The sequence below is a fragment of the Streptomyces sp. RGM 3693 genome, assembly GCF_050471125.1.
Classification (GTDB): Bacteria; Actinomycetota; Actinomycetes; order Streptomycetales; family Streptomycetaceae; genus Streptomyces.
This window is the reverse complement of the sequence record NZ_JBMPPQ010000001.1, coordinates 659,463-681,067: the sequence shown is the minus strand read 5'-3', so window position 1 is coordinate 681,067 and position 21,605 is coordinate 659,463. Positions and strand designations below refer to the sequence as shown.

Annotated in this window: 16 protein-coding genes and 2 pseudogenes; 11 read left to right on the top strand and 7 right to left on the bottom strand. The window is 71.6% G+C overall.

Annotated features, from left to right (window positions below; translation table 11 throughout):
- Positions 1 to 102 precede the first annotated feature (102 nt).
- From scy to ACO0M4_RS02845, 6 genes are all read left to right on the top strand, one after another.
- Positions 103 to 4,551, top strand: a complete 4,449-nt coding sequence (gene scy, locus ACO0M4_RS02870) for a polarized growth protein Scy (RefSeq protein WP_430367947.1) — start codon at positions 103 to 105, stop codon at positions 4,549 to 4,551.
- 114 nt (positions 4,552 to 4,665) lie between these two features.
- Positions 4,666 to 5,604, top strand: a complete 939-nt coding sequence (locus ACO0M4_RS02865; protein ID WP_430367946.1) for a cellulose-binding protein — start codon at positions 4,666 to 4,668, stop codon at positions 5,602 to 5,604.
- Between the two features lie 152 nt (positions 5,605 to 5,756).
- The gene (locus tag ACO0M4_RS02860; RefSeq protein ID WP_430367944.1) at positions 5,757 to 6,779 is read left to right on the top strand and encodes an ABC transporter ATP-binding protein; all 1,023 of its coding nucleotides are present in this window, start codon (positions 5,757 to 5,759) and stop codon (positions 6,777 to 6,779) included.
- A gap of 3 nt (positions 6,780 to 6,782) precedes the next feature.
- Positions 6,783 to 7,556 carry an ABC transporter permease gene (locus ACO0M4_RS02855; protein WP_430367942.1) on the top strand — a complete coding sequence of 258 codons (774 nt, stop codon included), beginning with the start codon at positions 6,783 to 6,785 and terminating at the stop codon, positions 7,554 to 7,556.
- 126 nt (positions 7,557 to 7,682) lie between these two features.
- Entirely contained in the window at positions 7,683 to 9,023 is a 1,341-nt protein-coding gene (locus tag ACO0M4_RS02850; RefSeq protein ID WP_430367940.1) for an ABC transporter ATP-binding protein, read from the top strand.
- Between the two features lie 335 nt (positions 9,024 to 9,358).
- Positions 9,359 to 10,315, top strand: coding sequence for an ABC transporter permease subunit (locus tag ACO0M4_RS02845; RefSeq protein WP_430371216.1), 957 nt, complete (start codon positions 9,359 to 9,361; stop codon positions 10,313 to 10,315).
- Between the two features lie 4 nt (positions 10,316 to 10,319).
- Here ACO0M4_RS02845 and ACO0M4_RS02840 read toward each other — a convergent pair whose 3' ends face one another.
- The gene (locus tag ACO0M4_RS02840; RefSeq protein WP_430367938.1) at positions 10,320 to 10,643 is read right to left on the bottom strand and encodes an ATP/GTP-binding protein; all 324 of its coding nucleotides are present in this window, start codon (positions 10,641 to 10,643) and stop codon (positions 10,320 to 10,322) included.
- A 228-nt stretch (positions 10,644 to 10,871) separates the two neighbouring features.
- On the opposite strand from ACO0M4_RS02840, the gene ACO0M4_RS02835 reads away from it, so the two are divergent.
- Positions 10,872 to 11,921 carry an LLM class flavin-dependent oxidoreductase gene (locus tag ACO0M4_RS02835; RefSeq protein WP_430367937.1) on the top strand — a complete coding sequence of 350 codons (1,050 nt, stop codon included), beginning with the start codon at positions 10,872 to 10,874 and terminating at the stop codon, positions 11,919 to 11,921.
- A 122-nt stretch (positions 11,922 to 12,043) separates the two neighbouring features.
- Here ACO0M4_RS02835 and ACO0M4_RS02830 read toward each other — a convergent pair whose 3' ends face one another.
- Entirely contained in the window at positions 12,044 to 12,436 is a 393-nt protein-coding gene (locus ACO0M4_RS02830) for an SCO5389 family protein (RefSeq protein ID WP_390014845.1), read from the bottom strand.
- Between the two features lie 252 nt (positions 12,437 to 12,688).
- Between ACO0M4_RS02830 and nucS the strand changes: the two genes are divergently transcribed.
- A complete protein-coding gene (gene nucS, locus ACO0M4_RS02825) occupies positions 12,689 to 13,351 on the top strand; it encodes an endonuclease NucS (protein ID WP_390014843.1) in 663 nt (220 codons plus the stop codon).
- A 137-nt stretch (positions 13,352 to 13,488) separates the two neighbouring features.
- Here the strand turns inward: nucS and ACO0M4_RS02820 are convergent, their stop codons facing one another.
- From ACO0M4_RS02820 to ACO0M4_RS02805, 4 genes and pseudogenes are all read right to left on the bottom strand, one after another.
- The gene (locus ACO0M4_RS02820; protein WP_430367935.1) at positions 13,489 to 16,188 is read right to left on the bottom strand and encodes an ATP-binding protein; all 2,700 of its coding nucleotides are present in this window, start codon (positions 16,186 to 16,188) and stop codon (positions 13,489 to 13,491) included.
- A 324-nt stretch (positions 16,189 to 16,512) separates the two neighbouring features.
- Positions 16,513 to 16,836, bottom strand: a complete 324-nt coding sequence (locus ACO0M4_RS02815; RefSeq protein WP_430367933.1) for an STAS domain-containing protein — start codon at positions 16,834 to 16,836, stop codon at positions 16,513 to 16,515.
- Between the two features lie 145 nt (positions 16,837 to 16,981).
- Positions 16,982 to 17,830, bottom strand: coding sequence for a 3-hydroxyacyl-CoA dehydrogenase family protein (locus tag ACO0M4_RS02810; RefSeq protein WP_430367932.1), 849 nt, complete (start codon positions 17,828 to 17,830; stop codon positions 16,982 to 16,984).
- 144 nt (positions 17,831 to 17,974) lie between these two features.
- Positions 17,975 to 18,433, bottom strand: a pseudogene (locus tag ACO0M4_RS02805) (TetR/AcrR family transcriptional regulator); the annotation flags it as partial.
- 149 nt (positions 18,434 to 18,582) lie between these two features.
- Here ACO0M4_RS02805 and ACO0M4_RS02800 point away from each other — a divergent pair.
- From ACO0M4_RS02800 to ACO0M4_RS02790, 3 genes and pseudogenes are all read left to right on the top strand, one after another.
- Complete coding sequence (locus ACO0M4_RS02800) at positions 18,583 to 19,782, top strand: RNA-guided endonuclease InsQ/TnpB family protein (RefSeq protein WP_430367931.1); 1,200 nt, start codon at positions 18,583 to 18,585, stop codon at positions 19,780 to 19,782.
- 94 nt (positions 19,783 to 19,876) lie between these two features.
- Positions 19,877 to 20,206: pseudogene (locus tag ACO0M4_RS02795) on the top strand (ABC transporter permease); the annotation flags it as partial.
- A gap of 10 nt (positions 20,207 to 20,216) precedes the next feature.
- Positions 20,217 to 20,807 (top strand): cob(I)yrinic acid a,c-diamide adenosyltransferase, encoded by a 591-nt coding sequence (locus tag ACO0M4_RS02790; protein ID WP_430367929.1) that lies wholly within the window; start codon positions 20,217 to 20,219, stop codon positions 20,805 to 20,807.
- 27 nt (positions 20,808 to 20,834) lie between these two features.
- On the opposite strand, the gene ACO0M4_RS02785 is transcribed toward ACO0M4_RS02790, so the two are convergent.
- The gene (locus ACO0M4_RS02785; RefSeq protein WP_430367928.1) at positions 20,835 to 21,422 is read right to left on the bottom strand and encodes a hypothetical protein; all 588 of its coding nucleotides are present in this window, start codon (positions 21,420 to 21,422) and stop codon (positions 20,835 to 20,837) included.
- Between the last annotated feature and the right edge of the window lie 183 nt (positions 21,423 to 21,605).

The following is a 21,605-nucleotide window of genomic DNA, read 5'->3' as shown; positions in this document are numbered from 1 at the left end:
CTCCGAGGGGCGCGAGTCCGGTACGCCGTGACGGGTACGGGATACGCGCCGCAGGGCCGGAGCCGGCCGCCGCCATGACCAGGGGACGGATGGGACCGCGCAGTGCGGGGCAACGAGCGCCAGGAGCGTCAGTGGGCTGAGGCCGACCACCTCTCGCAGTTCGAAGCCGAGATGGAGCGGCTGAAGAGCGAGCGGGACAAGGCCGTCCAGCACGCCGACGACCTCGGCTACCAGGTCGAGGTGTTGCGTGCCAAGCTCCACGAGGCGCGACGCAACCTCGCGTCCCGGCCTGCCTACGACAACCTCAGCCATCAGGCCGAACAGCTGTTGCGCAATGCGCAGATCCAGGCGGATCAGCTGCGTTCGGATGCCGAGCGTGAGGTGCGTGAGGCGCGGGCGCAGACTCAGCGGCTGTTGCAGGAGTCGGCCGAGCGGCAGGCCCGTATGGAGGCCGAGCTGCATGCCGAGGCGGTCAGTCGTCGGCAGCGGTTGGACGAGGAGCTGAACGAGCGTCGTCAGACGGTCGAGTCGCACGTCAACGAGAACGTGGCGTGGGCCGAGCAGCTGCGGGCCCGTACGGAGTCCCAGGCCCGTCGTCTGATGGAGGAGACCCGGGCGGAGTCCGAGCAGGCGTTGGCGGCGGCGCGGGCCGAGGCGCAGCGGTTGGCCGATCGGGCGCGGGAGCGTTTGGGTACGGCTGCCGAGGAGGCGCGGGCCGAAGCGGATTCCATCCTGCGTCGGGCGCGTACGGATGCCGAGCGGTTGTTGAACGCGGCGTCCAACCAGGCTCAGGAGGCCACGGATCAGGCCGAGCAGTTGCGGTCGACGGCGGGTACGGAGGCGGAGGAGGCGCGCCGGCAGGCGGCCGAGTTGACGCGTACCGCCGAGGCCCGGGTGCAGGAGGCGGATGCGGCGCTGCGGGAGGCGCGGGCCGAGGCGGAGAAGCTGGTCGAGGAGGCGCAGCAGTCTGCCGGGAAGCGGTTGTCGGCTGCGGAGTCGGAGAACGAGCAGCGCACCCGTACGGCCAAGGCGGAGATCGCGCGGTTGGTGGCCGAGGCGACCAAGGAGTCCGAGGCGCTGACGGCGGAGGCCGAGCAGTTGCGGGCGGATGCGCGGGCGGAGTCGGAGCGGTTGCTCGCCGAGGCGCAGGAGTCGGCGCGGTCGAAGGCGGCGGAGGATTCCGCGGCGCAGTTGGCGAAGGCGGCGCGGGCTGCCGAGGAGATGGTGACCAAGGCGTCGGAGGATGCCAAGGCCACGACGAAGGCTGCTGCGGAGGAGGCCGAGCGGCTGCGTCGGGAGGCCGAGGCGGAGGCGGATCGGCTGCGTGAGGAGGCGCATGACACCGCCGAGCAGCTGAAGGGTGCGGCGAAGCACGACACCAAGGAGTACCGCGCCAAGACCGCTGAACTCCAGGAGGAGGCGCGGCGGCTGCGTGGTGAGGCGGAGCAGCTGCGGGCGGATGCGGTCGCGGAGGGCGAGCGGATCCGTGGTGAGGCGCGCCGGGAGGCGGTTCAGCAGATCGAGGAGGCGGCCGGGACCGCCGAGGAGCTGTTGGCGAAGGCCAAGTCGGATGCGGAGGAGTCTCGTTCGGGTGCGGTCGCGGAGAGCGAGCGGGTTCGGACGGAGGCGATCGAGCGGGCGGCGGCGCTGCGGCGGCAGGCCGAGGAGGCGTTGGAGCGGGCCCGTGGTGAGGCCGAGCAGTTGCTGTTGGAGGGCACGCAGGCTGCTGAGGAGTTGACGGGCGAGGCGGAGAAGAGCGCCGCGCGGCTGCGTGCGGAGGCCGAGGAGGCTGCGCAGGAGCGGCGGGCCGAGGCGCAGTCGGAGTTGGACCGGCTGCGTGGTGAGGCCGAGGAGAAGCTGGCGGCGGCTGAGGAGTCGTTGCGGGAGGCGCGTTCCGAGGCTGAGCGGTTGCGGCGGGAGACGCAGGAGGAGGCGGCTCGGCTCAAGGCGGAGGCGGCGGAGCGGCGGCGGTCGCTTCAGCAGCAGGCCGAGGAGGAGGCCGAGCGGCTGCGGTCGGAGGCGACCGGGGATGCGTCGGCGGCGCGGTCGGAGGCCGAGGCGGCGGCGGCGCGGCTGCGGAGTGAGGCGGCTGCGGAGGCCGAGCGGCTGAAGGCGGAGGCGCAGGAGACCGCGGACCGGGTGCGTGCGGAGGCGGCGGCGGCCGCTGAGCGTACGGGTGCGGAGGCGGCGGAGGCGCTCGCCGAGGCGCAGGAGGAGGCCGGGCGGCGGCGTCGGGAGGCCGAGCAGCTGCTGGGTGAGGCGCGCGAGGAGGCTCATCAGGAGCGGACCGCGGCGCGGGAGCAGAGCGAGGAGTTGCTGGCGTCGGCCCGTACGCGGGTCGGTGAGGCGCAGGCGGAGGCCGAGCGGCTGGTCGAGGAGGCGGACCGGCGGGCTGCGGAGTTGGTGGCGGCGGCCGAGCAGACCGCGCAGCAGGTGCGGGATGCGGTGGCGGGTCTGCATGAGCAGGCCAATGAGGAGATCGCCGGGTTGCGTTCGGCGGCGGAGCACGCTGCGGGGCGTACGAAGTCGGAGGCGCAGGAGGAGGCGGACCGGGTCCGCGCGGATGCCTACGCGGAGCGTGAGCGCGCGTCGGAGGATGCGGCGCGGGTGCGGCGGGAGGCTCAGGAGGCGACGGAGGCGGCCGCGTCGCTTGCCGAGCGGACGGTTGCGGAGGCGATCGAGGAGGGCGAGCGGCTGCGGTCGGAGGCGGCCGGGGTGCTCGACGAGGCGCGTCGGGATGCGCATGCCGCCCGGTCGGAGGCGGCGGAGCAGGCGGACCGGCTGGTTTCCGAAGCCACTGCGCAGGCGGAGGAGTTGGGCGCGGAGGCGTCCGCGCAGGCCGAGGGGTTGCGGGCCGAGGCGGCGGAGGTCCTGGACGGGGCGCGTCGGGACGCCGATGGTGTGCGGTCGGAGGCTGCGGAGCAGGCCGATCGGTTGGTTTCCGAGGCCACCGCCGAGGCGGAGGGGTTGGTCGCGGAGGCGACGGCGAAGGCCGAGAAGTCGGTTGCGGACGCCCTGGCGAAGGCGCAGCAGCTGCGTACTGATGCGTCGGATGCGTTGGCGTCGGCGGAGCAGGATGCGGCGCGGGCGCGGGCCGAGGCGCGCAACGATGCGAATCGGATGCGGTCGGAGGCGGCGGAGCAGACGGAGCGGCTGCTCGGTGAGGCGCGTGCGGAGGCCGAGCGGATCGTCACCGAGGCGGCTGAGCTGACGTCGTCGGCGCAGGATGATGCGGATCGTGCGGTCCGGGAGGGTCAGGAGGCCGCCGAGCGGTTGCGTGCGGAGGGTGAGCAGCGGGCGCAGCGGTTGGTGGCGGAGGCCACGGAGGCGGCCGAGCGGTTGCGGGCCGAGGCGGCTGAGGTGTTGGAGGGTGCGCGTACGGATGCCGGGCGGACCGCCGACGAGGCGCGTACGGCGGCCAACAAGACGCGGGCGGATGCCGCGGCGCAGGCTGATGAGTTGGTGGCGGAGGCGGCCGGCGAGGCGGAGCGGCTGCGGTCGGAGGCGGCGGAGCGGTCCGCGGAGGCGGAGCGGGAGGCGGACCGGGCTCGGGCCGATGCCCGTGAGCAGGCGGACCGGATGGTCGCGACGGCCACTGCGGAGGCGGATCGGTTGCGTGCGGAGGCGGCGGAGACCGTCACTGCCGGGCAGGAGCATGCGAATCGGACGCGTGCGGAGGCCGCGAAGGTCTTGGAGGAGGCCGAGGCGGCTGCCGAGCGGGCTCGTGCGGAGGCGCAGGAGGAGTCCGATCGGGTGGTGGACGAGGCGCGGAAGGGTGCCGCCAAGCGTCGTGTCGATGCGGCCGAGCAGGCCGATCAGTTGATCGCCAAGGCGCAGGAGGAGGCGCTGAAGACGGCGACCGCTGCGGAGGAGCAGGCTGACTTGATGGTCGGGGCGGCGCGCAAGGAGGCCGAGCGGATCGTTCGGGAGGCCACCACCGAGGGCAATGTGCGGGTGGAGAAGGCGCGTACGGATGCCGACACGTTGCTCGGTGAGGCGCGGCGGGATGCGACGGCGATAAGGGATCGGTCCGAGGAGTTGCGGGTCCGGGTCGAGTCCGAGGTCGAGGAGTTGCACGAGCGGGCTCGGCGGGAGTCGTCGGAGGCGATGAAGAACGCCGGTGAGCGGGTGGACAAGCTGATCGCGCAGGCCACCGCGCAGCAGGTGGAGGCCGAGGAGAAGGCCGAGAAGTTGTTGGCGGATGCCAACAGTGAGGCGAGCAAGGTGCGGATCGCCGCGGTGAAGAAGGCCGAGGGTCTGATCAAGGAGGCCGAGAGCAAGAAGGCCGCGGCGGTGCGGGACGCGGAGAAGATGCGGGTGGAGGCGGAGGAGGAGGCCGCCCGGGTCGTGGCGGAGGGCAAGCACGAGTTGGAGGTGCTGACGCGCCGCCGGAAGGACATCAACACCGAGATTTCCCGTGTTCAGGACGTGCTGGAGGCGTTGGAGTCGTTTGAGGTTCCTGCGCAGGGCGGGGAGGGCAAGGGTGGGGCGGCGAAGGCTGCTGCGGGGGCCGGTACAACTCGTTCGAGTGGCAAGCCGTCTGAGGGGTAGCCACTCAAATGAGGGGTCATTCTCCACTTCAAACGCGCAATGACTCGATGACACGCCGTTAAGACCCCTAGGATTCTCCTTATCACCTCACCGGTCTCTTTCGACAGGAACCCCATGAGCGACACTTCCTCCCCCTTCGGCTTCGAGCTCGTGCGGCGTGGGTACGACCGCGGTCAGGTGGATGACCGCATTACGAAACTGGTCGCGGATCGCGACAGTGCGCTGGCCCGTATCACCTCGCTGGAGAAGCGCATCGAGGAGCTGCACCTCGAGACGCAGAACGCCCAGGCTCAGGTCACCGACGCCGAACCTTCGTACGCGGGCCTCGGGGCGCGCGTGGAGAAGATCCTCCGTCTTGCGGAGGAGGAGGCCAAGGAGCTGCGTGAGGAGGCCCGTCGGGCCGCCGAGCAGCACCGTGAGCTGGCCGAGTCGGCTGCCCAGCAGGTCCGTAACGACGCGGAGTCGTTCGCCGTCGAGCGCAAGACCAAGGCCGAGGACGAGGGCGCCCGGATCGTCGAGAAGGCGAAGGGCGAGGCGGCCACGTTGCGCGCGGAGGCGCAGAAGGACGCGCAGTCCAAGCGTGAGGAGGCGGACGCGCTCTTCGAGGAGACCCGCGCCAAGGCCGCGCAGGCCGCTGCGGACTTCGAGACCAACCTCGCGAAGCGTCGTGAGCAGTCCGAGCGTGATCTGGCTTCGCGGCAGGCGAAGGCCGAGAAGCGGCTGGCGGAGATCGAGCACCGGGCGGAGCAGCTGCGTCTGGAGGCGGAGAAGCTGCGGACGGATGCGGAGCGTCGGGCGCGGCAGACGGTGGAGACGGCGCAGCGTCAGGCCGAGGACATCGTGGCGGACGCCAATGCCAAGGCCGACCGGATCCGTAGCGAATCGGAGCGGGAGCTGGCGGCGCTCACCAACCGTCGCGACTCGATCAACGCGCAGCTGACCAATGTCCGCGAGATGCTGGCGACGCTGACGGGTGCGGCGGTGGCCGCCGCCGGTGCGCCCGGCGACGACGAGTCCGTGTCCCGCGGCGTGCCTGCCCAGCAGAGTCGCTGAGGCTGACGTCGGAGGTTTCGCGGCGTTCTTCTTCGTGCCCCTGTACCGCCTGTGTGGTGGTGCGGGGGCACGGGTGTGTGCGGGGCGGGGTGGTCGTCCGGGCGGCGTCGCCCAGGTGGCGGGGGTCTTGGGGCGCGCCTAGCGTGCTGTACATGATCGAGCTCAAGGGGCTGACCAAGCATTACGGTGAGAAGGTCGCGGTGGATCAGCTGACGTTCACCGTGCGGCCGGGGATCGTCACCGGCTTTCTCGGTCCCAATGGTGCGGGGAAGTCCACCACCATGCGGATGGTGCTCGGTCTGGACAATCCGACGGCGGGTTCGGTGCGGATCGATGGGAAGCACTACCGGCAGTTGAAGGATCCGTTGACGTACGTCGGGGCGCTGTTGGACGCCAAGGCGATGCACGGTGGTCGTAGTGCCGCCAATCACCTGCTGTGTTTGGCGCAGAGCAACGGTATTCCGCGGTCCCGGGTCGACGAGGTGTTGGATCTTGTCGGGTTGACGTCGGTGGCGAAGAAGCGGTCGAAGGGCTTTTCGCTCGGGATGGGGCAGCGGTTGGGGATCGCGGCGGCGTTGCTGGGCGATCCGCGGATCTTGATGTTCGACGAGCCGGTCAACGGGCTGGATCCGGAGGGCATCCACTGGATTCGTCATGTGATGAAGCGGCTCGCGTCCCAGGGGCGGACGGTGTTCGTGTCTTCGCACCTGATGAGCGAAATGGCGTTGACTGCGGAGCATTTGGTGGTGATCGGGCAGGGGCGGCTGTTGGCGGATACGTCGATGGCGGAGTTCATTGAGGAGAATTCGCGGTCGTACGTGCGGCTGCGGTCGCCGGAGCGGGAGCGGCTGTTGGACGTGCTGCACCGGGCGGGTGTCCGGGTGGTGGTCGGTCGGGATGGTGCGTTGGAGGTCGATGGGGTGTCGGCGGAGCGGCTGGGTGAACTGGCTGCTGCGCAGCAGGTGGTGCTGCATGAGTTGAGTCCCCAGCAGGCGTCGTTGGAGGAGGCGTTCATGCAGTTGACGGCGGGGGTGGTGGAGTATCACGCGCGCAACGGTGGGCCGCCGGCGGCGGGGCGTGGGGTGCCGTCGCGGTCGGTGGTGCCTCAGGGGGCGTTGTCGGGTGGGGCGCCGCCGGGTGGTTGGGGTACGGGCTGGCAGAGGAAGAGGAGCTGACGGATGGCTGTCGTCGGGCAGGCCCTGCGGTCGGAGTGGACCAAGATCCGGTCGGTGCGGTCGACGGTGTGGACGCTGGGTACGGCGGTGGTGGTCACCGTGGTGCTGGGTGTGCTGATCTGCACGTTGGCGCGGAAGGACTTCGATGGGATGCCGGATCGGCAGCGGCTTGCCTTCGATCCCACCAACATCAGTTTCGCGGGGATGGGGTTGGGGCAGCTGGCGATGATCGTGTTCGGGGTGCTGGTGGTGTCGAACGAGTACAGCACCGGGATGATCCGGACGTCGCTCGCGGCGGTGCCGCAGCGCGGGGTGTTCCTGTTCTGCAAGGTGTCGGTGGCGGCCGGGTTGGTTTTCGTGGTGGGCGTGGTGACCAGTTTCGCGACGTTCTTCGCGGGTCAGGCGGCGCTCGGCGAGCATCGGGCGCAGCTGGGTGATCCGGGGGTGCTGCGGGCGGTGATCGGCGGCGGGCTGTACATGACGATGATCGCGTTGTTCTCGATGGCGGTGGCCACGATGTTGCGCAGTCCGATGTTGTCGCTGGGCATCCTGATGCCGTTCTTCTTCTTGATCTCCAACATTCTGGGGAACGTCTCGGCGACCCGGAGGATCGGCCGGTACCTTCCGGATCAGGCCGGTTCGAAGATCATGCAGGTGGTCACGCCGGTCAATGACGAGACGCCGTACGGGCCGTGGGGCGGTTTCGCGATCATGGCGGTGTGGACGGTGGCCGCGTTGCTCGCCGGGTATCTGATGTTGAACCGGCGGGACGCCTGAGGTCGGGGCGGGTTGGTCGGTCGTCTTTCGGCGTTTTGGCGGGAACCGTCAACATCCCGATAGCCTCATAACCCTCACGGGGGTACGAGGGCGCCTCTGCCCCGACCATCTCGCGAGGGGCGGAGAATGATCGAGGCAGTCGGCCTGACCAAGCGCTATGGGCCGAAGACGGCCGTGCACAACTTGTCGTTCCAGGTGCGTCCGGGCACCGTCACCGGCTTTCTCGGGCCCAACGGCTCCGGCAAGTCGACGACCATGCGGATGATCCTGGGCCTCGACGCCCCGACGTCCGGCCACGCCACGATCGGTGGTCGCCCGTTCCGTCAGACCCCGAACGCGGCGCGTCAGGTGGGTGCGCTGTTGGACGCCAAGGCGGTGCACGGTGGCCGTAGTGCGCGGGCGCACCTGTTGTCGCTGGCGCAGTTGTCCGGGATCCCGGCCCAGCGGGTCGACGAGGTGCTGGGGGTGGTCGGTCTTCAGGACGTGGCCCACCGGCGGTCGAAGGGGTTCTCGCTGGGCATGGGTCAGCGGTTGGGGATCGCGGCGGCGCTGCTCGGCGATCCGCAGGTGTTGCTCTTCGACGAGCCGGTCAACGGGTTGGATCCGGAGGGCATCCTGTGGGTGCGGAACCTGATGAAGCAGTTGGCGGCCGAGGGCCGTACGGTCTTCGTCTCCTCGCATCTGATGAGCGAGATGGCGTTGACCGCGGAGCATCTGATCGTGATCGGCCGTGGCCAGTTGCTCGCGGACATGGCCGTCAAGGACTTCATTTCGGCCAACTCTGCGGACTTTGCGCGGGTGCGGACGCCGGACGGTGAGCCGGAGCAGCGGGAGAAGCTGACCGCGGCGCTGACCGAGGCCGGCGGCCAGGCGGTGGCCGAGGCGGACGGTGCGCTGCGGGTGATCGGGCTGCCGCTGCCGCGGATCAGTGATCTGGCGCATGCGTCCGACATCCGGCTGTGGGAGTTGTCGCCGCACCAGGCGTCGCTGGAGGAGGCGTACATGCGGATGACGCAGGGGGTCGTCGACTACCGCTCGACGGCCGATCAGCGGGCCGGTCTCCAGCAGGCGCCCGCCGGGTACCCGCCGCAGGGCGCCGCCGTGCAGGGGTACGGGCCGGGGCAGCCGGGCGGGCCGGGGCAGATGCCGCCGCGCCAGGTGGCGCCGGGGCAGATGCCGCCAGGGGTGCCCGCGCCGCCGAACCCGTACGCGCAGCCGGGGCAGTACGCGCAGCCGGGTCCGTATGCCCCGGCGGATCCCTACGCCGCCCAGGCCGCCCCGGTGCCGGGTGGACCGGTGCCCCCGCAGCAGGGTCACCCGTACGGGGCACCCGGTGCGTACGGTGCGCCCCACCCGTACGGGCAGCAGCCGCCGCCCGCCGCGCCGGTGCCGCCCGCCCAGCCGCCGGTGCCGCCGGCCGCCGCCCCCGTCGACCAGCCCACGCCGCACACCCAGGACGCCCGATGACCAGCCCTCAGCAGCCGCAGCCCCAGCCGCAGCCGGAGAACGGCGCGCCGGAGGCCGGTGCGCAGCCGATGCCGCCCTCCCCCGAGCTCTCGACTCCGTTCGAGCAGGGGGCACCCCCCTCGCCCTCGCCCGTCCCGACCGCCGGGCCGATGCCGCCCGTCGCTCCCCCGGCCCCCGCGAAGGAAGCGGGGACGATGATGCTCCAGGCCCAGTCGCCGCCAGCCCCCGCCAAGGAGGCCGGCACGATGATGCTCCAGGCGCAGCCGCCGGCCGGGGGCCATCCCGAGCCGACGCCGTTGGCGGCGCACGGGCCGGGCAGGGAGGGCGGCACGATGATGCTCACCGTCCCCACCCCCTCGCCGGCCCAGCCGCCGCACGCCCAGCCCCAGCCCCAGCCCCAGCAGCCGCAGCAGGCACCCGTCCCGCAGCAGCAGCCGCAGCAGCCGGTTCCGCAGCAGCACGCCGCCGCCAACTGGCAGGCGGGGGCGCGGGGTTACGTCTCGCCCATCCCGGTCCGCCCGACCCACCTCGGCCATGCGCTGGCCGCCGAGTGGACCAAGATCCGTTCGGTGCGGTCGACGGTGTGGACGCTGGGCGTGATGTCCGTCCTCGTCCTCGGCATCGGGGTGCTGGTCGCCACGTCCGTGGGGTCGATGGACAGCGTCGGCACGACGTCGCCGCTGTTCTTCGGGCTCTTCGGGATGCTGCTGGGCGTCCTGTGCGTGCTGCCGCTCGGCGTGCTGGTGACCTCCTCGGAGTACAGCACCGGCATGATCCGTACGACCCTGGCGGCCTGTCCCTCCCGGGGCAGGGTGCTGGCGGCCAAGGCGATCGTCTTCTTCGTGCTGACCTTCGTGGTGACCACCGTCGTCACCGGGGTCGTCGCGCTCACCGACAACGCCATGATCGGCAGCATCAGCAAGGCGGAGATCGGCGCCGCCGAGTGGCTCCGGTCGACCGTGGGCATCGGCCTGTACGTCTCGTTCCTGGGGCTGCTGGCGCTGGCCGTCGGCTCGCTGATCCGGCATTCCGCGGGGGCGATCACGCTCATGGTCGGGGTGGTGCTGCTGCCGTTCGTGCTGTCGATGTTCATGCTCGCCGAAAGCCTCCAGGGGGTGCGCAACTTCCTGATGGGCTACTCGATCCCCAACCAGCTCACGGTGATGTACGGCAACAAGTTCCCGTTCGTCCAGGGCGGTCCGTCCGGCTGGCAGCCGCTGTGGATCGTCATGGGGCTCGCCGCCCTCGCGCTCGGCGGCGCCTACGCGGCCATGCGGCAGCGCGACGTGTAGCCCTTCAGTACCGCGGTGCGTTACGGGACCGCTGGAGCCGTGCGCTCCGGCGGTTCCGTGCGTTCCAGCAGGCTTTGTGCCAGTGCCGGCGGTCGTCGACGTCGCCGTGCTGGGGCCAGGTGACGACGTGCGGGACGCCGGGCGGGATCTCCTGGTCGCAGCCGGGGCAGCGGTAGTGCTTGGTCGCGCCGGAGCCACCGACCTGCCGGACCACCCAGTCCTCGCCGCGCCATTCCTCGATGGCCTCGAAGCCGTAGCGGCCGACGCCGGGCTGGTCCGCGTGGTCGGAGGGCTTCACACCGCGTTGGCGGTTTCGACGCGGAGACACAGAACACCTCGGCAGGTCGACGGGGATGGGGTCCCCCTGCTCGAACTCCAGGGGAGAGCTTGGGGGAGGGCTGTCACCAGCGTACGCGGCACGGTCAGGGGCAAAAGTCCGCCGTCACGTTTCTGCGATGATCTGGAAATTTCGCGTCAGGCCGTGCCTTGGGCACGTGTCTCACGTTGTTGCCGGGTGAGGGAGGGGTCGCGTCGGCTGCAAGGAGGCAGAAGAGCGATGCGCGTAGGGGCTTTCATCCTGGCCGCCCAGTTCCCCGGTCAGGGACAGGGGGAAGCACTGCACCGCGCGGTGCGTTCCGCGGAGATCGCGGAGCAGGCCGGACTCCATGAAGTCTGGCTGGCCGAACACCACTTCGTCCCGTACGGGGTCTGTCCGCAGGCCGCGACGCTGGCCGCGCTGTTGTTAGGGCGGACCCGGCGGATCGGGGTCGGGACGGCGGTCAGTGTGCTGCCGACCCAGCATCCGGTGGCGCTCGGTGAACAGGCGGCGCTGCTGCACCTGACGTCGGAGGGCCGGTTCACGCTCGGCGTCGGCCGGGGTGGTCCCTGGGTGGACCTGGAGGTCTTCGGCTCCGGCCTGGCCGCGTACGACCACGGGTTCCCGGAGTCGCTCGATCTGCTGCTGCGCTGGTTGCGCGAGCCGCGGGTGGGTGCGCGGGGCGAGCGCTATGCGTTCCGGGAGGTGGCGGTGGTGCCGCGGGCGGCCGAGGCGCTGGCCGATCCGGACGACCCCGGTGGGCTGACGAGCGGTCCGCCGGTGGTGGTGGCGTGCACCTCCCCGGCCTCGGTCCGGCTGGCCGCCACCCGCGGGCTGCCGATGCTGCTGGGGATGCACTGCGGCGACGAGGAGAAGGCGGAGATGGTCGCGCTGTGGCGGGCGGCGGCGCTGGAGGCCGGCCGGGATCCGGGCGAGGTGGCCGCGGCGGAGCACGTCTCGGCCGGGGTGGTGCAGATCGCGGACGGCCGGCCGGCCGCGGTGGAGACGCTGACCAAGGCGATGCCCGGCTGGCTGCGGCAGGGGCTGGGTGCGCATGTGACGGTCGACGGCCGGTACCGCGGGATGCGCGATCCGTTGGCGTACACGGAGTTGCTGTGTGCGTTGCATCCGGTGGGCCCGCCGGCGTTGTGCGTGGACCGGCTGGCGGCGACCTCGGAGCGCACCGGCATCCGGCGGTTCGCGCTGCTGGTGGAGGGCTCCGGGGATCTCGCCGCCACCGAGGAGAACGTCCGGCGGCTGGGCGCGGAGGTGCTGCCGCAGCTGGGGTAACCCCGCCCGGGGTGGGCGGCGGGGTCACCTCCCACCGGTCCGGGGCACGGCTGGTCGGTGGTGCTGCCGCCGGTGCGCGGTGCCGGAGGGTGCCCCGGTCGGCTCAGCGGCAGCAACTCCGATCAGCAGTCGCGGAGTTCGGGCGACTGGTTCAGCAACTGGCCCCGGATGGAGGTGAAGCGGGTCAGCCGCTGGTCGGCGGCCTGGTCGAGCGGGAAGACCGCGACCCGGTGGCAGTTCTGGAAGGCGAGGCGCACTCCGAAGTGACGCTCCAGCGAGCCGCGGATGGCGTTACTCGCCAGTGCGCGGAGCAGCTGGCCGCGCGCCTGCTCGTCCGGCGGCGGCGTCTGGTTGTCGGCGAACTCTCCGCCGTCCGCCTTCAGCCGGTCCACCAGAGAGCTGATCATCCCCCACGCGTAGGGCAGGGAAGTCCGGACGCAGTCGACAAACGCGGCTTCGTCGACCTCGCCTCGCTCGGCCTGTTCGAGGAGGGCCGGTGAGACGTCGAGCGACATGAGGTTCTCCTCTCGCGGCCCCGCCGGGACGGTCGGGGCCTCATGGGTAGGACAAGGGGAAATCGCGACAGAGCGTGTTCGCCCCGCGACCCCCCGCGTCAACGGTATGCCGCGCAAGGGGCCCGCACCAGGAGATTGCACATACAACCGGCCATGCACGGGCGCCGGGGGTGCGGGGGTTTCCGCCGTAAAGGGACCCTGGGGCGGGGGCGAATCGCGTCGGCGCCCCCGATTCGAGTAGCGTGACGCACCATGCGTCTCGTCATCGCCCGTTGCTCCGTGGACTACGCGGGTCGGCTCACCGCCCATCTGCCCTCCGCCCCCCGCCTCATCCTGGTGAAGGCGGACGGCTCCGTCTCCATTCACGCGGACGACCGGGCCTACAAACCCCTCAACTGGATGTCCCCGCCCTGCTCCCTCAAGGAGGGGGACGGCAATGTCTGGACGGTGGAGAACAAGGGCGGCGAGAAGCTCATCATCACCCTGGAGGAGATCATGCACGACTCCTCGCACGAGCTCGGGGTGGATCCCGGACTCATCAAGGACGGGGTGGAAGCCCACCTCCAGGAGCTGCTCGCCGACCGGATCGAGACACTGGGCGAGGGCTACTCGCTTATTCGGCGTGAATACCCCACCGCCATTGGCCCGGTGGATATCTTGTGCCGGGACGCCGACGGCCAGACCGTCGCCGTCGAGATCAAGCGGCGCGGTGAGATCGACGGCGTCGAGCAGCTCACCCGCTACCTCGAACTCCTCAACCGCGACCCACACCTGGCCCCGGTGAAGGGCGTCTTCGCAGCTCAGGAGATCAAGCCGCAGGCCCGGGTGCTGGCCACCGACCGCGGGATCGGCTGTGTGGTGCTGGACTACGACGGGCTGCGCGGCATCGAGGACGACAAGCTGCGCCTGTTCTGACCCGGCCGCGCCGGCCGGACGACGACGGCCCGGTACGCGATCCGCCCGCCTTTACGGCGGGTGGTCCGTACCGGGCCGTCGTGGTGTTCCGGCGCGCGTCGGGTGTGCCGGGCGGGGCGCGCGGGACGCCGGGGGCGTCAGCCGGTCGGGGTGCCCTGGCCGGATGCCGACTGCCCGGACGGTGCCGGTGCGGTGTCCGGGGCGGTTCCGGCGGTTCCGTTGCTGGTGGACGGTGCCACCGCGGAGTTGCTGCCGGACGGGCTGCCGCCCGAGGAGCCGCCGGACGTCGTCGGCGGCTGGCCGGTCGGGGTGTCGGTGGGCTTCTGGGTCGGCGTGGCCGGTGGGGTGTCGGTGGGCTTCTGGGGCGGCGTGGGCTCCGTGGGGCTGCTGGTCGGGCTGTGCGTGGGGTGGGTCGGGTGGCCGGTGGGCGAGGTGGGTCCGCCGGTCGGGGTGGTGCCGGAGGTCGGGCCGCCGGTCGGGGTGGTGGGGGCGCCGGTGGTGCCGGGGGCGGACGGCGCGGTGGTGGGCCGGTGGCCGGGGGTGCCGGGGGTGCCGGGTCGGGTGGTGCCGGAGCCGGTGGGCGGCAAGCCGGAGCCGGTGCCGGGCTGCTGCGCCGGTTCCTGGGTGTCGTCGCCGACGGCCGGGGACTGCTCGGTGGTGACCTTGTTGTCGTGCGGGGTGGAGTCGTCGGAGGTCATGCCGAGGGTGACGGCGGTGCCGAGAGCGGCGGCCAGCAGCACTCCGGCGCCGGCGGCGATGAGGTTGCGGCGGCCGGTGCGGCGGATGCCGCGCCCCAGGCCCCCGGCGGCGGATCCGCTGCCGGCGGCGGACTTCGCGGTCGTTGCGGCCTTCCCCATCGTCGCAGCCGTCGCAGCCGTCGCGGTCATCGCGGTCGTCGCGGCCTTGGCTGCCGGGACGGCGGCGGTGGCCGCGGTGGAGGAGGTCGTGGCGGGCCGGGCGGTGACCGTGGTGGCGGGGCCTTCCGGGCAGGCGACGGCCTGGAGTTTGGCGGTGGACACGGCGTCGGGCGACGCCTCGCCGGCCCGGCCGTGGGCCGTGGGCTCGGCCGCGCCACCGGCGGCGGCCGCCGGGTCGACGGATGCCAGCAGGGTGGTCGGCGCGTCCGCGGCGGCGGCCCTGGACCGGTCGATGACCAGGGCGAGGGCCCGTCGTCCGGCGATCGCGCCGTCGCGGTCGGAGAGCACACCGCGCAGCCCGATGGACGCCTCCAGTTCGGCGCGCGCCCGGTCGACGTTGCCACTGCACAGGGCCAGCACGCCCAGGTCGTGGTGGAAGTACGCCTCCTCGGCGACCTCGCCGGCCAGTCGGGCGGCCTCCTGGCCGTGCCGCAGGCTGCGCTCCCAGGCGCTCCAGTGCAGCGCCGCGGCGAACGCGGGGGCGGCGGTACGGGCCAGCAGCACCGCGGCGGCCGGGTGGCCGTTCTCCCGGCTGCCGGTCAGTACGCCCATGGCGGCCAGTACCGCGTCGGACTCGGCGGCGGCCCGCTCGGGGGCGACCGAGGGGTGTCCGGCCCACCAGGCGTAGTGCTGGGCGGCGGTGTGCGCCCGGGCGGCGGCGTCCTCGGCGTAGCCGGCGGCGGTCAGCTGGTCGTGGACGGTGGCGGCGAGGCGGTAGTGGCCGCCGGCCGGGCTGATCAGGCCGCAGCCGAGCAGTTCCCCGAGGGCGGCGTCGGCGTGGGTGTCCTGGGTGAGGGCCGGCAGGTGTGCCTGGTGCGGCAGTTCGCCGCCCAGGGCGACCGCGAAGCGGAGGGTCTCCTGGGCGGCGACGCCGAGCCGTTCGGCGAGCAGCGCGGCGGGCGCGGCGGCCTCGCCGCGGGCCGGCAGCGGGGTCGCGGGGCGCTGGCCCGGGTCCGTCTGGTCGGCCGTGCCGTCCTCGGGGAAGAGCCCGTAGCCGTCGTCGAGGGCGCCCGGTGCGGTCCGGGCCTTGTCGCGCTGCCGGAGCAGGGCGGCGGCCTGGACGAACCGCAGGGGCAGCCCCTCGGACTCGAACCAGAGGTCGGCGGCCCAGGTCTTCTCGTCCTTGGTGAGCGGGCGGTCCACGGCGCGCTCCAGCAGCCGCAGGCCGGCGTCCCGGCTGATCCCGCCGACGAAGACCTCTTCGATGTGTGCGTCGGCGCTGGGGGCGGGCACGTCGGGGGTGGCGGCGAGGACGAAGGCGCACTCGGGGGTGGCCTCCAGCAGCTCGTCGAGCGCGGCGCCGCCGAACTCCAGGTCGTCGAGGACGACGACCGCGCCGATGCTGCCGAGGAGGCGCAGCAGCTCGGGGCGCTCCGGGCGGTGCTGCGGGGCCCCGTAGACCGCCGCGAACAGGGCGTACAGGACGTCGGTGGCGCTGCGGTGGTAGCCGGAGAGTCGGACCACGCCGTCCGGGGCGAGGTCGGTGACGCTGCCGGCGACCGCGTCCAGGAGTCGGGTGCGGCCCGATCCGGCGGGGCCGGTGACGCGCACGGAGCGGCCGCGGGTGAGCAGCCGGATCAGTCGGGCGATGTCTTCGGAGCGCTCTTCGAGGAGGATCTCGTGGCCGGCGAAGGAGAGCGGTCCGGTCGGTGCCGGCGGCTGGGCGGCGCGGGCCGCGGCGGCCCGTTCCTGCGGGTCGAGCTTGGTGGGCGGGGTGGGGCGTTCGCCGGGCGGGCAGGGCTGTATTTCGCAGCCGTCGACCGGGTTGACGGTGACCAGGTAGTTACCGGAGACGAGCCGGACGACGCGGGCGAGGCCGCCGGATCCGCGCTGTCGGCCGGTGGCCTCGGGGGTCGGCGGGCCGGCCGGGCCGCCCTGCTGGCCGTACTCGTCGGGCCCCGGGTGGGTGTTCGGGTCCATGCTGCAAGCTCCCAGAATGTGCGTGCCGTCGGTGCTTCCGGCCGTCCGCACTCCCCCGGCTCCGGCGGATCTCCTCAGCCGTCGCGTCTGGTCCGGTGCCCCGCCGCGGATGATGGCACACGGCGGGCAACCGAACCATAGACCGATCCCCGGCATGGGGCACGGGCGGGGTGGCACCTTGACGGAAACGCCAGCAGATCAGGCGATATGTACGGTTTGCGGCGTTTGCTGCGTTTTTAGCGCTTGCTGTGCTTGCCGGCGTTGGCGTCGCCCCGGCAGCGGCCGGCGGGGCGCGGTGGTGGCCACGCCCCGCCTCGCCCCGCCTCACGCCCGGGGAAGCGATTCCACTCCGGTCCCGCCCTCGATCGCGAGGATGCGGTGGAGCCGGGTGGCGACCAGGAGGCGCTGCATCTGTGGCGGCACCCCGCGCAGCACCAGCCGGCGGTTGTTGCGGCCGGCCCGGCGGTGCACGCCCATGATCACGCCGAGGCCGGTGGCGTCCCACGACTCCAGCTCGGTCAGGTCCAGCACCAGATCACCTCGGCCGGAGTCCACGGCGGCGTGCAGGGCCGTACGGGCGTCCGCCGCGCTGCGGACGTCGAGGCGGCCCCCGACGACCAGCTCGGCGTGGTCGCCCCTGATGTACATATGCGCTCCCCGATGTCATGGGTTGTGGTGCATTGTCGTCTACCGATCTGACTGCCTCTCATACGGCGAAGTTGCCGTTTGTAAGCGAACCGATACCGAAATCACCCTGCGGGGTGACCCCGCCGGAGTACAGCCTGACGCGGTGTCAGTGCGAGTAGAAGCCCTGCCCGCTCTTGCGGCCGATGTCGCCGGCGTCCACCATGCGGCGCATGATCTCCGGCGGGGCGAACTTCTCGTCCTGGGACTCGGTGTAGATGTTCTCGGTGGCGTGCAGCAGGATGTCGACGCCGGTCAGGTCGGCGGTGGCCAGCGGCCCCATGGCGTGGCCGAAGCCCAGCTTGCAGGCGATGTCGATGTCCTCGGCGCTGGCGACCCCGGACTCGTAGAGCTTGGCGGCCTCGACGACCAGTGCCGAGATCAGCCGGGTGGTGACGAAGCCGGCCACGTCGCGGTTGACCACGACGCAGGTCTTGCCGATCGACTCGGCGAACTCCCGTGCGGTGGCGAGGGTTTCGTCGCTGGTCTTGTAGCCGCGCACCAGCTCGCAGAGCTGCATCATCGGCACCGGCGAGAAGAAGTGCGTGCCGACCACCCGCTCGGGCCGGGAGGTGGCCGCGGCGATCTTGGTGATCGGGATCGCCGAGGTGTTGGAGGCCAGCACCGCGTCGTCCTTGGCGAGCTTGTCCAGCGCCTGGAAGATCTCCCGCTTGACCTCGATCTTCTCGAAGACCGCCTCGACGACGATGTCCGCGTCGGCGACGGCTTCCAGGTCGGTGGTGGTGGTGATGCGGGCCAGCGCCTGCTCGGCGGCGGCCGCCTCCAGCTTGCCCTTGGCGACGAACTTCTCGAAGGAGTCCGCGATGCCGCCCTTGCCGCGGGCCAACGCCTCGTCCGTCACGTCACGGAGGACGACGTCCCAGCCCGCCTGGGCCGAGACCTGCGCGATACCGGAACCCATCAGTCCGGCGCCGATGACGGCAAGCTTCTTTGCCACTGCTTGTCCCCTCACACCCTGTGCATTTGACGGTCGTGAGTGACGTTAGCGGTCGCCGGCGATCGATTGGCCGCGAAGAGATGCGCGTCACGTCTCGAATGACGGACATCACACCCCGGGGAGCAAAGAGCGCCCGGAAGGCCGTCAGCGGGCGGGGCGCACGGCGTAGTTGAGGACCTTCTCGCTCAGCACCTCTTCCATCTCGTCCAGCACGACGAGCGCCTCGCGGGAGACCTCCGCGGGGTTGCGGCCGGCCATCATCTCCTGGGCGATGGTGACGATCAGGGTCTGGTGGACCCAGTTGATCTGGCCGGCCATCAGACGGGGCATCGGGTCGTCGGCGGCGGCACCGGTCTCCTGGCGGAGGGTGGCCTCCAGGTGCTCGTACTGCTGGCGCTGGAGGTGCCACATGCGGGCCTGGAGGGCGGCGGAGTCGTAGATGACCCGCATGAAGTGCTGGTAGCCCTCCATCAGGCCGACCTTGGGCGAGATGCTCACCACCTCCACGCGCAGTTCGCGCAGTACGGCGGCGGCGGCGGACTCCCCCTCCGGGCGCCCCCGGACATACCGGGAGAGCCGGTCGACCAGCTCCTGGCTCCGGTCCACCCTCACCTCCGCAAAAGTGCCCGGCTTCAGCCGGGTAGAAGATGCCCTCCTCAGGGGAAGCGACAGCCCCCTGCGTTGTCAGTGGCGGCCATTACGCTAGTTCCAGCAGCTTTGACCAGGAGAAGGCATGGGGGGAGTGGTCCGCCGTGATGCGTACGTACAAGTTCTTCATGCGGCCCACCGCACGCCAGGGGCACGCGCTCATCGCGATGCTCCGGGATCACTGCTCGCTCTACAACAGCGCCTTGCAAGAGCGCCGCGATGCCTACCGGCATGCCTCCAGGACCAAGGTGCGCTATGGGCAGCAGTCGGCGCAGCTCAAGGAGATCCGAGCGTTCGATCCGGAGCGTCAGGGCCGCTGGTCGTTCTCCAGCCAGCAGGCGACACTTCGCCGTCTCGACAGGGCATTCGCTGCCTTCTTCCGTCGGGTCAAGGCAGGTGACAAGCCCGGCTATCCACGTTTCCGTTCGGTCTCGCGCTTCGACACCGTGGACTTCCCCAGGGACGGGGACGGTTGCGGGTGGAACTCCACTCCGCACGCCCTGGTGACCCGCGTCCGCCTGCAAGGCGTCGGCCACATCAGGGTGCATCAACACCGGCCGGTGATCGGCAAGGTCAAGACGGTGTCGGTCAAGCGCGAAGGCCGCCGGTGGTACGTCATCCTGACTGCGGAACGCGCCAAACCCGAGCCGCTGCCCGCAACCGGCAGCGTAGTCGGCATCGACATGGGCATATCCAACTTCCTCGCAGATTCCAACGGCAGGTTCGTCAACAACCCCAGGCACGGCCGGAAGGCCGCCGCGAAGCTGGAGGCCGCGCAACGGGGGCTCCGCCGATGCAAGCGCGGCAGCAAACGGCGGTGCACGGCTGTAGAGAAGGTCGCGCGGCTGCACCGTAAGGTACGCCGCCAGCGCCTCGATCACGCGCACAAGATCGCTCTCGACCTCGTACGCTCGCACGACGCCATCGCACACGAGGACCTCAAGATCCGAAACATGATCAGGAGGCCCGCCCCAAGGCCCGACCCGGCCAAGCCGGGCAATTTCCTACCCAACGGGGCCGCGTCCAAGGCTGGGTTGAACCACTCGATCGCTGATGCCGGATGGGGGGTGTTCCTCGCGATCCTGAACGCCAAGGCAGAGTGCGCCGGACGAGAAGTGATGGCGGTGGACCCCCGCAACACCTCACGGCGGTGTCCCGCATGCGGGCACACTGCCAAGAGAAACCGGCCCACACAGGAGAAGTTCCACTGCGTCTCGTGCGGTCACTCTGCGCACGCGGACACGGTGGGCGCTCTCAACGTTCTACGGGCCGGGCTGGCCCGTCGCGAAGCCCAACCGGCCTAAGCGAGAAGCCGCCCCGTCTACTGGGGCGGAGGAGTCACGAACAGGTCTTCCTTGGCGCGGCGCGCGACGCGCCCCGGGCCGGAGCCGGACGGCCGTCGCCGTGCTGGCGATCGCGCTGGCCTCGCTGTCGTACGCGCTGGCCATGAAGGTGCGGATGCCGCAGGAGTTCGGTCCGGTGGTCAACGCCGTCACCATGCCGGCGATGCTGCTGTCCGGGCTGATGCTGCCGATGGCGCTGGCCCCCCGCTGGCTCGACGCACTGTCCCACCTGATGCCGCTGCGCTACCTGGTGGACGCGGTGCGGGCGGCGTTCACCGGTGCCTACGCCGCGCCGGTGGTGCTCCGCGGGGCGCTGGTCGCGGTCGGGTTCGCGGCGCTGGCGATGGCCCTGTGCACCCGGGCCTTCCGCCGGGCCGCGGCGTAGTCTCACCCGTATGGTGAATCTGACCCGCATCTACACCCGTACCGGCGACAAGGGCACCACGGCGCTCGGTGACATGAGCCGGACCGCCAAGACCGATTCCCGGATCGCGGCGTACGCGGACGCCAACGAGGCCAATGCGGCGATCGGCGTGGCGCTGGCGCTCGGCTCGCTGCCGGAAGAGGTCGCCGCGGTGCTGCTGCGTGTGCAGAACGACCTCTTCGACGTCGGTGCCGACCTGTCGACCCCCGTGGTCGAGAACCCGGCCCCTGAACAAGAAAAATGGGGCCCGCCGCTGCGGGTCGAGCAGTCCTACATCGACAAGCTGGAGGCGGACTGCGACCGCTTCCTGGCGGAACTGGACAAGCTCCGCAGCTTCATCCTCCCGGGCGGCACCCCCGGCGCCGCCCTGCTCCACCAGGCGTGCACCGTCGTCCGGCGGGCCGAGCGGGCCACCTGGGCGGCCATGGAGGAGCACGGCGCGACCATGAACGCGCTGACCGCCACCTACCTCAACCGCCTCTCCGACCTCCTGTTCATCCTCGCCCGGACGGCGAACAAGGAGGTCGGGGACGTGCTGTGGGTGCCGGGCGGCGAGCGCTGAGCCGGCTCTGAGCCGCCAGAGGCGGCCCTACCCCAGGGACTTCTCCCGCTGGGGCCGGGTCCGCGCCACGTCCGGTGCGGGCCCGGCCTCGGGGGCCTTCTTCTGCCAGATGAGGTACGTCAGCGCGATCACGCCGTGGATCGCCACCAGGCGCAGGGCCATCCCCTGCCAGCTGCGCAGCGAGGTGACGTCCCCGTCACCGCCGACGTACCAGATCGCGCCCTGGAGCAGGGCGGCGGCCACCGCGGCCATCAGGACCGTGCGCAGCCACAGTTTCGCTTCGTGCCGGAAGCGGTCCAGACCGTACCGCTTGACCGGCGGCGGTCCGCCGGCGAAGCGGTGCGCGACGAGCCGGTCGGCCCAGGTGATCGTGTAGTGCCCGTAGGCGACGGTGTAGCCGATGTAGAGGGCGGCCAGGCCGTGTTTCCAGTCCGCCGCGGCACCGTTCTTCAGGTCGATCGCCGTGACGATCAGCAGCGCCAGCTCCAGCAGCGGCTCCAGTAGCAGCACCACCGCCCCGGTCTTCGGCATCCGCGCCAGATAGCGCAGCGCCAGACCGGCGACGAGCAGCACCCAGAAGCCGACCTCGCAGGCGATGATCAGCGTGACGACCACGGCGACTCTCCTCTCGTGCCGCTCCGCGCCCCGGGCGGTTCCGGGGCTCCCACCGGGCGGAACGGTCCTGTTCAGGCTCTCAGCCGGCGGCGCCCGGAACGTCGTCGCCGGTGACGATCCGGCGCTGCATCTTTCGATGTAGCCGGCCCGGTCCGCGGGGGGAGGGCGGACGGTGTCGGCGCC